This window comes from Streptomyces sp. BYX5S (assembly GCF_054724165.1).
This window is the reverse complement of the sequence record NZ_CM138829.1, coordinates 4,381,432-4,394,273: the sequence shown is the minus strand read 5'-3', so window position 1 is coordinate 4,394,273 and position 12,842 is coordinate 4,381,432. Positions and strand designations below refer to the sequence as shown.

12 protein-coding genes are annotated in these 12,842 nt (G+C 73.0%); 4 read left to right on the top strand and 8 right to left on the bottom strand.

The window, feature by feature from the left end:
• Window positions 1-222: 222 nt before the first annotated feature.
• Window positions 223-1,458 carry a benzoate/H(+) symporter BenE family transporter gene (locus ACYBSK_RS20060; RefSeq protein WP_460242720.1) on the bottom strand — a complete coding sequence of 412 codons (1,236 nt, stop codon included), beginning with the start codon at window positions 1,456-1,458 and terminating at the stop codon, window positions 223-225.
• 205 nt (window positions 1,459-1,663) lie between these two features.
• On the opposite strand from ACYBSK_RS20060, the gene ACYBSK_RS20055 reads away from it, so the two are divergent.
• Window positions 1,664-2,200, top strand: a complete 537-nt coding sequence (locus ACYBSK_RS20055) for a helix-turn-helix domain-containing protein (protein ID WP_460242719.1) — start codon at window positions 1,664-1,666, stop codon at window positions 2,198-2,200.
• 23 nt (window positions 2,201-2,223) lie between these two features.
• Here ACYBSK_RS20055 and ACYBSK_RS20050 read toward each other — a convergent pair whose 3' ends face one another.
• The 5 genes from ACYBSK_RS20050 to ACYBSK_RS20030 form a co-directional block, all read right to left on the bottom strand.
• A complete protein-coding gene (locus ACYBSK_RS20050) occupies window positions 2,224-3,030 on the bottom strand; it encodes a hypothetical protein (protein WP_460242718.1) in 807 nt (268 codons plus the stop codon).
• Between the two features lie 102 nt (window positions 3,031-3,132).
• Window positions 3,133-4,674 (bottom strand): substrate-binding domain-containing protein, encoded by a 1,542-nt coding sequence (locus ACYBSK_RS20045; RefSeq protein ID WP_460242717.1) that lies wholly within the window; start codon window positions 4,672-4,674, stop codon window positions 3,133-3,135.
• Window positions 4,675-4,761: 87 nt separating this feature from the next.
• Window positions 4,762-5,229, bottom strand: coding sequence for a hypothetical protein (locus ACYBSK_RS20040; protein ID WP_460242716.1), 468 nt, complete (start codon window positions 5,227-5,229; stop codon window positions 4,762-4,764).
• A gap of 2 nt (window positions 5,230-5,231) precedes the next feature.
• Window positions 5,232-5,552 carry a hypothetical protein gene (locus ACYBSK_RS20035; RefSeq protein WP_460242715.1) on the bottom strand — a complete coding sequence of 107 codons (321 nt, stop codon included), beginning with the start codon at window positions 5,550-5,552 and terminating at the stop codon, window positions 5,232-5,234.
• Window positions 5,553-5,581: 29 nt separating this feature from the next.
• The gene (locus ACYBSK_RS20030) at window positions 5,582-6,253 is read right to left on the bottom strand and encodes a DJ-1/PfpI family protein (protein ID WP_460242714.1); all 672 of its coding nucleotides are present in this window, start codon (window positions 6,251-6,253) and stop codon (window positions 5,582-5,584) included.
• Between the two features lie 205 nt (window positions 6,254-6,458).
• Here ACYBSK_RS20030 and ACYBSK_RS20025 point away from each other — a divergent pair, with 205 nt between their 5' ends.
• From ACYBSK_RS20025 to ACYBSK_RS20015, 3 genes are all read left to right on the top strand, one after another.
• The gene (locus ACYBSK_RS20025; RefSeq protein WP_460242713.1) at window positions 6,459-7,397 is read left to right on the top strand and encodes a GlxA family transcriptional regulator; all 939 of its coding nucleotides are present in this window, start codon (window positions 6,459-6,461) and stop codon (window positions 7,395-7,397) included.
• Between the two features lie 122 nt (window positions 7,398-7,519).
• The gene (locus tag ACYBSK_RS20020) at window positions 7,520-10,039 is read left to right on the top strand and encodes an ATP-dependent Clp protease ATP-binding subunit (protein WP_460242712.1); all 2,520 of its coding nucleotides are present in this window, start codon (window positions 7,520-7,522) and stop codon (window positions 10,037-10,039) included.
• Between the two features lie 61 nt (window positions 10,040-10,100).
• On the top strand, window positions 10,101-10,487 hold the full coding sequence (locus ACYBSK_RS20015; protein ID WP_457478534.1) for a hypothetical protein: 387 nt from the start codon (window positions 10,101-10,103) through the stop codon (window positions 10,485-10,487).
• Window positions 10,488-10,658: 171 nt separating this feature from the next.
• On the opposite strand, the gene ACYBSK_RS20010 is transcribed toward ACYBSK_RS20015, so the two are convergent.
• Both ACYBSK_RS20010 and ACYBSK_RS20005 read right to left on the bottom strand, forming a co-directional pair.
• A complete protein-coding gene (locus ACYBSK_RS20010) occupies window positions 10,659-11,348 on the bottom strand; it encodes a DUF6629 family protein (RefSeq protein WP_460242711.1) in 690 nt (229 codons plus the stop codon).
• A gap of 50 nt (window positions 11,349-11,398) precedes the next feature.
• The gene (locus ACYBSK_RS20005; protein ID WP_460242710.1) at window positions 11,399-12,814 is read right to left on the bottom strand and encodes an FAD-binding oxidoreductase; all 1,416 of its coding nucleotides are present in this window, start codon (window positions 12,812-12,814) and stop codon (window positions 11,399-11,401) included.
• Window positions 12,815-12,842: the final 28 nt, after the last annotated feature.

The following is a 12,842-nucleotide window of genomic DNA, read 5'->3' as shown; positions in this document are numbered from 1 at the left end:
CTAGGACGACAAAGCGCCGCTCGACGCGCCCCACCCAGAGCAAGCCGCCCCGCGGAGCGGCGGCGCAGCCGCCTGCGTCAGGGGCGCGGGGAACTGCGCGCGCAACGTGCACGGAGGTGACACCCGCGCGAGGCCTCACGGTCAGGGGCGCGGGGAACTGCGCGCGCAACGCCCACTGACGTGACACCCGCGCGAGGCACGCTCACGGCTCCCCGGGGACCGTCACGCGGAGGCCCGCTCACGCACCGACGCCTCCGCCCGCCCAGGCGCGCTCGTGGACCCGCGCCGCGCCACCGTCGTGACGACACTCGTGAGCACACCCGCGAGCAGCCCCCAGAACGCCGACCCGATGCCCAGCAGCGTCACACCGGAGGCCGTGGCGAGGAAGGTGACGACGGCCGCCTCCCTCGACCGGGGCTCCGACAACGCCCCGGCCAGCGCGGACTCGATCGTGGCGAGCATGCCCACCCCGGCGACCGCCAGGACGAGCGCGTGCGGCATCGCGGTGAGCAGCGACGCGACGGTCGCGCCGAGCAGCCCCACGCAGAGGTAGAACACCCCCGCCCACACGGCCGCGAGGTAGCGCCGCTCACGGTCGGGGTGCGCCTCCTCGCCGGTGCAGATCGCGGCGGTCAGCGCGGCGAGGTTGAGGCCGAAGGCGCCGAACGGCGCGAGGACCGCCTGCGCGACACCGGTCCACGTCAGCACGGGCGAGATCGGCACCTCGTACCCGGACGTGCGCAGCACCGCGACACCCGGCAGGTTCTGCGAGGCCATGGTGACCACGAACAGTGGCACGCCGACGCTGACGAGCACCTTCCAGTCGAGCTCCGGAGCGGTGAACACCGGCTGCGCGAGGGACAGTTGGACGCGCTCCAGGTGCCAGCCGCCGGTGAGGACGGAGGCCACGACACCTCCGGCGAGCGCGACCACCACGGCGTAGCGCGGCAGCAGCCGACGGGCGAGGAGGTACAGAGCGAACACCGGGAACGCGATCCCGAAGTGCCCGCCCATCTGCGCGAAGAGGCCCGTTCCGAAGTGCAGGAGCACCCCGGCGAGCAGCGCGGAGACGAGCGGCACCGGGATCCGGTCCATGAGCCGCGCGAACCACCCCGTCAGACCGCTCACCACGGTGAGCGCGGCGCTGAACAGGAACGCGCCCACCGCTTTTTCCATCGACACCCCGCTCAGACTCGTCGCGAGGAGCGCGGCCCCCGGCGTCGACCAGGAGGTCAGTACGGGCGCCTTGTTGCGCAGCGACAGGCCCACCGTGGTCACGGCGATCCCGACGCCCAGCGCCAGCATCCACGACGACACCTCACGCGCGTCCGCCCCGGCCGTCCGCGCCGCGGTGAACACGATGGCCGCGGCGCTTGTGACACCGACGACCGTGGCGATGAGCCCCGCCGCCACGGCCGAGGGCGGTGCGAGGGCGCGTATGCGGGCGAGCGAGGACATGCGGGCGTCACTTCCGAACGTACGGGGAGAAGGGCAGGCGGACAGGTACAGGACCGGAGCGGCAGCGACCGAGCGGAGCCGTCCACCTCGAACGGAATCAGCAGATCCGGGCGTTCCATGAACGGAACGTTCTGTTTGTGGAACACTAAGGACGCGGGTGGCGACACGTCAACACGCGCCGACGGACGGGAGAGGGGACCGGGCGATGGGCCTTGGCGACGAGGTGGGGCGCAGGCTGAAACGGCTGCGCGAGGACGACGGCCTGTCCCTGTCCGAGCTGGCGCGCCGCTCGGGCGTCGGCAAGGGCACGCTCTCCGAACTGGAGACAGGCCGCCGCAATCCCACCCTCGAAACCCTCTACGCCCTGACCACCGCGCTCGGCCGCCCCCTCAGTGCGGTCCTCGACGCCCCGCCGGGCGGAGGCGCGGGCGCGGAAGGTGTCTCGGGCAGCGCGGTCACCGCCGTGCTCGTCGAACGGTACGAGGACGCGGACGCGGCCACCGACGTCTTCCGTGTCACCATCGCGGAGGGTGCGACGCAGGAGTCGTCGGCCCACGTGCCGCGCACCACCGAGAGCCTGATGGTGCTCTCCGGGACGGCCGTGGTCGGCCCTCCCGACGCGCCGCTGACGGCGGGGCCCGGCGGCTACGCCCACTGGAGGGCCGACCGCCCGCACCTCTACAGCGCGCCCGACGGCGAGGTGCAGGGCGTCCTCTTCGTGCGCTACCCGAAGGGCGGCTGACCTGGGCAGCCGCCCATGGCGGCTCAGGCGTTCGGCGTCTGCGTCGGGCCGGTGCCCAGCAGCTCCGAGATGTCGACCGACTCGTCCGCCGACGGCGTGCTGTCCGGTACGGGCTCGTCGTAGTCGGTGAACGTCATCGACAGGGACGCGTCCGGGCCCTTCTCCGTCGCGCGCACCAGCCGGTGCGGCTCGTCCACGGTGACGTAGAGGGTGGTGCGCTCCTTGCCGTCGCGGGCGGTGAGCGGCACGACCTCGGTGTCCGCGACCTTCTTCGGGTCGCCCTTGGTGAGCTCGTCCTTCGTGGCCCGGTCCGAACCGTCCTTCAGGCGCTCGCGGAGGGAGTCGAGGTCGCAGACGCCGGCGAGCCCGTCGAGCATCGGGTCGTCGGTCGTGCCGTGCACGTACTTGCCGCCGAACAGCTCGGCGGCCAACTCGCCTTTGTTGCCCGGTACTTGCGTCTTCCAGAAGGTCGCGTCCGGCTTCATCCACACCTCGTCGCCGCGCTTGGCGAGTTCGACGCCGCCGCCCTTCGCGCCGCCGGTTCCCATACGGAGCTTGCCCGTGCAGTTGCCGTCCTCGTCGAGCCGGAGGTCGAAGGCGGCCGGGGCGCGGGTGTCCCGGTCGTCCGCGCTGTTGCGCAGGGTCAGATGCAGGGACTTCGCGTCGAGGATCTCCTTCTTCGCCGCGTCGGCCAGCTGCCGCGCGCTCATGTCCGCCGCGTCGTCGTCGGCCACGGCGGGCCCCGCCGCGAACAGGCCCGCACACACCAGCGCCGCGGCGGCGGACGTGCGCGCGGCCCGGTGCGGCGCGGTCGAGGTCGCTCCGCTCATGACGTCACCTCGTCTCCCCGGACGCGCCGAGCGCCCGAAATGCACATAAATTGTACGTTCCGTGGGGTGCGGGCGTCGTGCGGGCAGGGGAGCCGCTCGACCTCAGTCGTCCTTGCCGCACACGCGCAGGCCCACCGGTGTCCCGCACGGCAGGTGACCGTGGGTGGCGACGACCCCCTTGCCGGTGCCGTTGTCGATGGCGTACGCGAGGAAACTGGAGGCCAGCGAGTCCGCGGGGGGACGTCCGTAGGTGTACGCGTACTCGATCTCGCGGTACGGGTAGCCGCCCGCGTCGAGACGGTCGGGATCCGGGGCGCGGCCGTCGAGGGTCAGCCGGTGCAGTCCCTTGGGGGCGTCCGGCGGGGACGCGGCGCGCAGCTCGCTGTAGCCGAGGGCGCCCGGCGTACGGGCCACGGTGTCCAGGACCTGCCCGGTGGAGTCCAGCTCGCAGCGCAGTACGCGGTCGGACGCGCGGGCCGTGCGGTTGACGCAGTCGTCGGAGGTGGCCGGCGGTTCGTCGGCGCCCGCGAGCACCCGCGCGGTCAGCGCGGACCGGGTGCCCGAACCGGAGGTGCGGCTGACGAGGACGACCGGCAGCTCGGGCCCGCCCAGCTGCGACCAGTCGCGGATCTCGCCCCGGTACAGGCGCCGGACCTCGGCCACCGACAGATCCGCGAGCCGGACACTGTCGTGCGCGACCAGCGTGAACAGGGACACCGCGATCCGGCTCTCGCTGAGCCGCGTGTAGCTCGCGGGGCGGGGCCCGTCGGAGAACGCGATGACCCGCGCCGCACTCCCCGACTCCGCGCCGGACAGGGCGAGTTCACGCACACCCGTGCGGCTGCCCCGGGCGGCGACCGTGATCCGCGGCCCGCCCCCGCAGTGCTCGCGGTACTTCGCCGCCAGCTCCTCCATGACGGGGGCGAACGCCGTGGACCCGGTCAGCCGGAGCCGGCCCGACTCGCAGTCGTCCGGCAGCGGAGACGGCGTGAACAGCGGAAGCGTCGCCGCCGCGATCAGCGCCACGCCGAGCGTCACCGTCGTCCAGCGGGCCCGGCCGCTGAACACCGGGGGTTTCTCGTCCGGCGTCAGGCTGTGGTTCTCGTGCAGCTTGCCGTCCTTGATGTCACCGGTGACGACGACCTTGTCACCCTCGCTGCCGCCCGTGAGCAGCACCAGGATCTTGTAGTACGCGCCCGGCTTCAGCGGCACCCTCGGAATGCGCAGGGTGCCGGGAGCGGAGATGAACGAGTCCGGAAAACGCTCGAAGTAGCTGAGCAGAGCGCTGTGTTCGTCGGGGACGGTGACATCCATCGCCTTGACGACACGACCCGGGAACTCGGCGGTGAGCCCGTGGGCCGACGCGCCGAGGTAGTCCTCCTGGTCGACGTGGCGCGAGCCGTCGTTCTCGACGCGCAGCAGCACGAGGGTGGCGTCACGCATCGCGGGCAGCCCGTTGAAGAGACCGAACCGCGGATCGCCCGCGCCGGGCGAGCCGTTGTGCCCTATGGCGATGTCCATCTGCTTGCGAAAGCCCACGCGTTTGCTGCGCCGCGCCCTGCGGTCGGCGGCGAACGGCGTGACGATCGACACCACGCCGATCAGCAGCCCCACGGCGGTGAAGGCGATCTCGAGCCATCCCATGCGCGCGACGGTACGGACCCGCCGCGCCGGGCGGCAGGCCCGGTGACCCGGCTTCGCCAAGTGTTCGTCGTGCGTTCAACGTCCGCGTCAGGCACCCGTCGTGGAACCCGGCCGGACGATCATCAGCACGGTCACGGTGGCCCACAGCAGATTGAACATGCCCGTCACCATGGCCAGTTGGGCGGGATCCCGGTGCGGCGTCGCGCCCTCCGGCTGCGCGACCGCGTCGAGCGCCGTCTCCTGTCCCGGCAGGACGAGCACGACCAGGACCGCGGCGGCCGCCACCGTCAGCACGATCGAGGCGATCAGCCACGCGTTGCCGAGGACGCCCATGCTGCTCGCGGTCGCGAACCCGAAGAGCGGCACGGCGATGCCGACGCCCGCGTAGACCCGGCAGATACGGTGCAGCGTGCGCAGTGTCGTCAGCGACTCGGCGCTGCCCGGTGAACCGGCCGCCGCCCGCAGGGTTCTGGGAAACATACTGGCGGCGACGGTCACCGGCCCGACGGTCAGTACGGCGGCCAGGACGTGCAGGGTGAGCAGGAACTTCGACATGGTCAGCGGCCCTCGCCCGCCCGCTCGTTTCGCCGCGTCCCGACCACCTTCGACGCGGGGAGCCGCCCGGCGCGGGAGGTACCGGCGAGGGTGTCGCCGTCGACCGTGACGGCGAAGTCCAGGTTCAGGCGCATCGGCCTGGTGACGGCCTGCTTCCAGGTGACGCGGTCGCCGGACACCGTCAGCTCCCGCAGGGGGACCTCCTCGCCCGCCCCCTGCGCGACCCCGGTCAGGGCCTCGCCCTCCTCGCGGAGCACGACCACGGCAGCGATTGTGCCGAGGGGTGTGGAGATGGACAGGTCCCAGGTTCCTTCGACGGGCATGGGGTGGTGCTTCCTTTCGTGCGGGTGGTTCAGAAGGGGACGGGCTCCGGGCCCCGCGCCCGCCAGACCGTGCCGCGACGCTCGTACGCGAACAACTCCTCGACGGCGTGCGCGATTCGGGGCCCGGCCTCCCGCTCCAGCAGGTGCAGGGCCAGATCGAGTCCCGAGGTGACTCCGGCGCCGGTGACGAGATCGCCGTCGTCCACGACGCGCGCCCGCACGGCCCGCGCCCCGGTGGCGTCGAGGAGATCGAGACCGAGGTGGTGACCGGTGGCGGGACGCCCTTCGAGGAGTCCGGCGAGCGCCAGAACGAGCGAGCCGCCGCAGACCGTGGCGACCGTCGTCCGCGGGTCGGCCATCGCGGTGGCGAGGAGGCCGGGCAGTCCCGTGGCGAGGGTACGGCCGATCAGTACGGGGATCGTCGGCTCCGCCGCGTCCTCGTCCGGCGGGGCGCCGGGATCGCCGATCGGCCCGGAGGCACCGGGCACCACCACGATGTCCGCCCGCGCCGGATCGAGCGCCGCCGTGGCCCGCAGGGCGAGCCCGCCGGTCCCGCCGACCACCTCGCGCGGTCCTTCCGCGGAGACCAGCTCCACGTCGAGTGCTCCGCCGGAGGCGACGGCCCCGGCGTGCAGCACCTCGAACGGGGCGACGACGTCGAGCGGATCGAAGCCGTCGAAGAGGACGATCTGGATGAGCATGGGGCGCGGTCCTTCGCGTGCGGGGCAAGCGGGAAGCCCGGTCCGGCCGGGATCTCGTCGACGCTAATCACCGCCGGTCCGCTCTCCCAGTGGCAGGAACGACAACTGTCAACGGGATGCCGCCAGGCCCTGGAACCCGACCGACACTCGGCAGGTACCTGTGGAGCAGGGTGGCGCGAACCAGGTGATGAGCTACATTCACGCCATGCACACCGTCGCCGTCCTCGCTCTCGACCAGGTGATCCCCTTCGACCTGGCGACACCCATCGAGGTGTTCAGCCGCACCCGGCTCCCCGACGGCCGCCCCGGCTACCAGGTCCGGGTATGCGGCGAGGGGGAGGACGTCGACGCGGGTACGTTCACGATCCGCGCGCCCCGCGGCCTCGACGGGCTGAAGGGCGCCGACACGGTCGTCGTACCCGGCACCGCCGACCCCACCGCCCCCCTCGCGCCCGCGGTCCGCGACGCGCTGCGGGCCGCCGCCGCGGACGGCACCCGTATCGCCTCGATCTGTTCGGGCACCTTCCCGCTCGCCGCCACCGGACTCCTCGACGGACTGCGCGCCACCACCCACTGGCTCGCCGCCGACCTGCTCGCCGCCACCCATCCGGCGATCGAGGTCGACCCCGACGTGCTCTACGTCGACAACGGGCAGATCCTCACCTCGGCCGGTGCCGCCGCCGGACTCGACCTGTGCCTGCACATGGTCCGCCGCGACTACGGCTCGGCGGTCGCCGCGGACGCGGCCCGGCTCTCCGTCATGCCGCTCGAACGGGAAGGAGGGCAGGCGCAGTTCATCGTCCACGACCACGTGCCGACACCGCAGGGCTCGGCCTTCGAACCCCTCCTGACCTGGCTGCGGGAGAACCTGGAGCGCGACCTCAGCCTCGCCGACATCGCCGCGCACGCCGGTGTCAGCACCCGCACACTGATGCGCCGCTTCCGCGAACAGACCGGCAGCACCCCGTTGCAGTGGCTGCACCGCGCCCGCATCCGACAGGCCCAGCACCTCCTGGAGACCACGCCCCATCCCGTGGAGCGGATCGCCGCGCAGGTCGGCTTCGGATCGCCCACCGCGTTCCGCGACCGCTTCAAGCGCACCACGGGCGTGAGCCCCCAGACGTACCGCCGCACCTTCGCCTGACCCACGAGTCCCCTCGGGTCCGTCACGTTTATCCACGCCGCAGTGGGCTACGCGCCCCGCAGACGGAAGTCGACGAGGCAGCGCGGTCGGACACCGGCGGTGGCTGCCGGAACGGATGGGGCATGACCAGCGGATTCACCGGGTCCGACGGCTTCGGACAGGACCCTCTCGGCGACTTCTTCGCGGAGTTCCTCGGCGGCGGCAGGCGGCAGATCGACATCGGGCGGCTGATGAGCGGTCCCGCCCGGCACCTCGTCGCCACCGCCGCGAACTACGCCGGCGAACACGGCCGCGGCGACCTCGACACCGGCCACCTCCTGTGGGCGGCGCTCTCCCTCGAACCCACCCGCACGCTCGTGACCCGGGCCGGCGCCGATCCCGACCGGCTCGCCGAGGAGATCGACCGGCACGCGGGCAGCGGCGAGCCGAACCGCACCCCGCAGTCCCTCGCGGTGACACCCGCGGTCAAGCGGGCCCTGCTGGACGCGCACGCGATAGCGCGGGAGTCGGGCGTCGCCTACATCGGCCCCGACCACATCGTCCTGGCGCTCGCCGCCAACCCCGACTCGGCGGCCGGACACCTCCTCAACCAGGCCCGCTTCACCCCCGGCCCGGCCCCGCAGCCACCGCCCCAGGGGCCCGCCGAGCCCCGGCCCGGCCAGTCGGCGAAGGCCACGACACCCACCCCGAACCTGGACCGCTTCGGCGAGGACCTCACCGACCGCGCCCGCCAGGGCCGCCTCGACCCGGTCATCGGCCGCGACGAGGAGATCGAGCAGACCGTCGAGGTCCTGTCCCGCCGGGGCAAGAACAACCCCGTGCTCATCGGCGACGCGGGCGTCGGCAAGACCGCGATCGTCGAGGGCCTCGCGCAGCGCATCGCCGACGGCGACGTGCCCGAGACGCTGTGCGGGCGCCGCCTCGTCTCGCTCGACCTGTCGGGCGTCGTCGCGGGCACCCGCTACCGGGGCGACTTCGAGGAACGCCTCAACGGCATCATCGACGAGGTGCGCGCCCACGCCGACGAACTCCTCGTCTTCATCGACGAGTTGCACACCGTCGTCGGCGCCGGCGGGGGCGGCGGCTCCGAAGGCGGCTCCATGGACGCCGGCAACATGCTCAAACCCGCCCTGGCGCGCGGCGAGTTGCACGTCATCGGCGCCACCACCCTGGAGGAGTACCGGCGGCACATCGAGAAGGACGCCGCGCTCGCCCGCCGCTTCCAGCCGATCCTGGTGCCCGAGCCCACGACGGCGGACGCCGTGGAGATCCTGCGCGGCCTGCGCGACCGCTACGAGGCCCACCACCAGATCCGCTACGCCGACGAGGCGTTGCTCGCCGCCGTCGACCTCTCCGACCGCTACCTCACCGACCGTTTCCTGCCCGACAAGGCCATCGACCTGATGGACCAGGCGGGCGCCCGCGTCCGCCTGCGCGACCGCACCAAGACCACCGACGTACGCGCCCTGGAACGCGAGGTCGACGACCTCGGCCGCGACAAGGACGCGGCGGTCGCCGCTGAACAGTACGAACGTGCCACCGAACTGCGCGACCGTATCGCCGAGTTGACCCGCCGGATCGACGGCGCCCGCGAGCCCGACCCCGGCGACGGACACATCGTCGAGGTGACAGCCGAGGACATCGCCGACATCGTGTCCCGGCAGACCGGCATCCCCGTCAGCAGCCTCACCCAGGAGGAGAAGGAGCGCCTGCTCCGCCTCGAACAGCACCTGCACGAGCGCGTCATCGGCCAGGACGAGGCCGTCACCGCCGTCTCCGAGGCCGTGCTGCGCTCCCGCGCCGGGCTCGCCAGCCCCGACCGGCCCATCGGCAGCTTCCTCTTCCTCGGCCCCACCGGCGTCGGCAAGACGGAACTGGCCCGCGCCCTCGCCGAGGCGCTCTTCGGCAGCCAGGAACGTATGGTGCGGCTCGACATGAGCGAGTTCCAGGAGAAGCACACCGTCTCCCGGCTGGTCGGCGCGCCGCCCGGCTACGTCGGCCACGAGGAGGCCGGACAGCTCACCGAGGCCGTGCGCCGCCACCCGTACTCGCTGATCCTGCTCGACGAGGTGGAGAAGGCCCACCCCGACGTCTTCCACACACTGCTCCAGGTCCTCGACGACGGCCGCCTCACCGACGCCCAGGGCCGCACGGTGAACTTCACCAACACCGTCATCGTCATGACCAGCAACCTCGGCTCCGAGGCCATCGCGGGACGCGGCGCCGCGCTCGGCTTCCGCACCGACGACTCCACCGACGAGACCGCACGCCGCGAACAGGTGCTGCGTCCTTTGCGCGAACACTTCCGCCCGGAGTTCCTCAACCGCGTCGACGAGATCGTCATCTTCCGGCGGCTCAGCACCGAGCAACTGGCCCGCATCACCGACCTCCTCCTCGACGAGACCCGGCGCCGCCTGCGCGCCCAGGACATCGACGTCGAGTTCACCCCGGACGCCGTGGACTGGCTGGCCCGGCGCGGCCACCAGCCCGAGTACGGGGCGCGCCCGCTGCGCCGCACCATTCAGCGCGAGCTCGACAACCGGCTCTCGCGGATGCTCCTCGACGGCGAGATCGCGGCGGGCGGCGCGCTCCTCGTCGACGTCGCCGACGGGGACCTCACCGTCCGGGCCAAGCGCACGTAACCCCTGGTCCCGTACGGCGTTGATCCGCGCGCCAGGTCGTACGAGAGCACAGGGAGCACCCATGCGCGCCACCTACCAGAAGATCGTCTCCTCCGCCGCCGCGGCCGTCGCCGCCCTCGGCTGCGTCATCGCCGCGGGGCAGCCGGCCGCGGCCGACGGCAAGTGGTGCAACAACTCCGTGTGCATCGAGACGTACGACACCGGGACGTACCTGGGGCGGGTCGAGGTGTCCGTCGTCAACACGAACCAACCGAACCGGATCCGGGCGCGGGTGTGGACGACGGACGGGTGGTCGGCCAACACGAAGGTGGAGGACGTCGCCGCGTTCCGCACCTACCGGGACCAGGCCTACCCCCAGCGCCACTTCGCGCCCGGGACGCGGCTGTGCGCGGAGGGCTTCCGCGGCGACACCAGCGTCGGCCTCCCCTGCGTCACCATCACCGACTGACCCCCGGCCAGCCCTCTCCGGCTCCGCGCGCCCCCTCCTCAGCTCTCCGTCGCTGGACGCGCCCATTCCAGCCCCTCCGGCGTTTGAGGAGCGGGGGCCGGGGCGGAGCCCCGAGGCCGTGCCCACGCCTCCCGCCACCCGCTCCTGGGGCTCTGCCCCAGACCCCGCTCCTCAATCGCCGGAGGGGCTGGATGTCGTGCCGGAGGGGCTGGATGTCGTGCCGGAGGGGCTGGAAACGGAGGGGCCGGATGGGGCCGGGCGGAGCCAGGCGTAGAGGACCAAAGAGCACAGCGCAGCGGCCGCGCACCACGTCGAGATGAACTCCCACCGCCACAACCCCGCACACACCCCCGCCGCCCCCGCCACGAGCCCGCCGAGCAGCACCAGCCCCCGCTCGCCGGACAGCAGCAGCGCGCCGATCGTCGCCAGAAGGTATCCCGCCAGGAGCCACCCGGCGCCCGGGAGGCCGATCGAGTAGCCCATGGTGTGCCCGCGCACATCGGCGGTGACCGTACGCGTCGCCAGCACGTACCCGAGCACCCCCGCCGTCCCCACGCCCGCCACGAGCGGCACCACCAGCCGACGGCGGGCCCGCGGCGCCACCGCGCACCACACACCCACCGGCACCCACAACGGCAGCAGCGGCAGGGCGATCACCGCCCACGCGTCGACGGCGGCCCCGGTGCCACCCCCGTCGTTCCAGATCACCGCCTCGATGATCTGGTGCGCCCCGAGGAGCAGCGGCAGCGCCGCGATCAGCACCGCCCGCGGCCGGGTCCGCGCCGCCCGCGCCACGCACCCCACGCCCACGGCGGCGATCGCGCCACCCGCCACCAGATCGGCCGTCGCACTCCAGCACATGCGACCACGCTACGGTTCCGGGGGCCGGGCGGCGCGTCGTGGGCCGGTTCCTACGGCCGGACGTTGTCGCGGGCGGACGGGTCCGGTTCGATGTTCTGGTTGTTGCGGAACACGTTGTCCGGGTCGAGGGCCGCCTTCACGCGGGCCAGGCGCGCGTAGTTGCCGCGGTAGCTCGCCCGCACCCGCTCCTGCCCCTCGTCCATCATCATGTTCACGTACGCGCCGCCCGCCGAGTACGGGTGGAGGGCCTCGAAGTAGTCGACCGTCCAGCGGCGCAGCAGATCGGCGGCGCCGGGGTCCGGGTCCACGCCCGCGAACACGCTGGCCCAGCGCGCGTCCCGGTAGCTGAACGCGGTGTCGGACGGCCCGACGTCGTGGGCGGCGCCGTCGATCGGGTACAGGTGCATCGTCGACTGCATGGACGGTGTCTGCGGCCCGAACTTGGCGTGCAACCGCACCGCGTCGTCCGGGATCTCGCGGACGAAGTCGGCCCGCCAGTACCACTGGTGGCCCGGCGGGTACAGGCCGTCGAACATGGACTGCATCACCGGGTGCGGCATCGGTGCCACCGCGTGCAGCAGCGGCGCGGGCAGCTCGCCGAGGAGCGGCGCCATGGCCCGCTCCGCCGCCTCCGCGTCGCCGGAGGTGTGACACCACACGACGCCGCACACCTTGCGCAGATGCAGTTCTTCGGGGAACGGCGGCGCGGGCGGCACGGCCCCGTACAGGAAGAAGCCGTTGACGTCGCGGGGTACGGACGGCAGGAACTCCCGGTAGGCGGCGAGGACTTCGGCGCCCTGCTCGGCCGCCCAGAACGTCGGCCCGGCCACCACGGTGCTCACGTCGTGCAGTCGGAACGTGAAGTCGGTGACGACGCCGAAGTTGCCGCCGCCGCCCCTGATCGCCCAGTAGAGGTCCGTGTTGGTGTCGGCGTCCGCGCGGACGAGGCTGCCGTCCGCGAGGACCACCTCCGCCGCGACGATGTTGTCGACGGTCAGTCCGCAGCGCCGGGTGAGGTGGCCGAGGCCGCCGCCGAGTGCCAGGCCGCCGACGCCGGTGGTGGAGATGATGCCGCTGGGCGTGGCCATGCCGTGCTCGTGCGTCGCCGCGTCGACCAGGCCCCAGGTGGCGCCGCCGCCGACCCGCACGGTGCGGGCCGCCGCGTCGACCTGCACGGCGTTCATGGCCGACAGGTCGGCGACCACGCCGCCCTCGCAGGTGCCGAGGCCCGCGCCGTGGTGGCCGCCGCCGCGCACCGCGAGCGGCAGTGCCTGACGGCGGGCGAAGGCGATCACCTTCGCCACGTCGGCGGCGTCGGCGCAGCGGGCCACGAGCGCGGGACGCCGGTCGATCATGGCGTTGTAGACGGCGCGCGCCTCCTCGTAGCCGGAGTCCGCGGGGCCGGTCAAGGACCCCTGGAATCCGGTCAGTTCACGGCGTGCGGCCTGTGCGGGTGTGGTGCTCATGCGATCCCCCGAGTCGAGTGGATGTCGT

What these genes read in the sequence shown, in the direction of transcription:
- ACYBSK_RS20060 (WP_460242720.1), bottom strand. Translation starts at nt 1,458, where the DNA reads ATGTCCTCGCTCGCCCGCATACGCGCCCTCGCACCGCCCTCGGCCGTG.
- ACYBSK_RS20055 (WP_460242719.1), top strand. Translation starts at nt 1,664, where the DNA reads ATGGGCCTTGGCGACGAGGTGGGGCGCAGGCTGAAACGGCTGCGCGAG.
- ACYBSK_RS20050 (WP_460242718.1), bottom strand. Translation starts at nt 3,030, where the DNA reads ATGAGCGGAGCGACCTCGACCGCGCCGCACCGGGCCGCGCGCACGTCC.
- ACYBSK_RS20045 (WP_460242717.1), bottom strand. Translation starts at nt 4,674, where the DNA reads ATGGGATGGCTCGAGATCGCCTTCACCGCCGTGGGGCTGCTGATCGGC.
- ACYBSK_RS20040 (WP_460242716.1), bottom strand. Translation starts at nt 5,229, where the DNA reads ATGTCGAAGTTCCTGCTCACCCTGCACGTCCTGGCCGCCGTACTGACC.
- ACYBSK_RS20035 (WP_460242715.1), bottom strand. Translation starts at nt 5,552, where the DNA reads ATGCCCGTCGAAGGAACCTGGGACCTGTCCATCTCCACACCCCTCGGC.
- ACYBSK_RS20030 (WP_460242714.1), bottom strand. Translation starts at nt 6,253, where the DNA reads ATGCTCATCCAGATCGTCCTCTTCGACGGCTTCGATCCGCTCGACGTC.
- ACYBSK_RS20025 (WP_460242713.1), top strand. Translation starts at nt 6,459, where the DNA reads ATGCACACCGTCGCCGTCCTCGCTCTCGACCAGGTGATCCCCTTCGAC.
- ACYBSK_RS20020 (WP_460242712.1), top strand. Translation starts at nt 7,520, where the DNA reads ATGACCAGCGGATTCACCGGGTCCGACGGCTTCGGACAGGACCCTCTC.
- ACYBSK_RS20015 (WP_457478534.1), top strand. Translation starts at nt 10,101, where the DNA reads ATGCGCGCCACCTACCAGAAGATCGTCTCCTCCGCCGCCGCGGCCGTC.
- ACYBSK_RS20010 (WP_460242711.1), bottom strand. Translation starts at nt 11,348, where the DNA reads ATGTGCTGGAGTGCGACGGCCGATCTGGTGGCGGGTGGCGCGATCGCC.
- ACYBSK_RS20005 (WP_460242710.1), bottom strand. Translation starts at nt 12,814, where the DNA reads ATGAGCACCACACCCGCACAGGCCGCACGCCGTGAACTGACCGGATTC.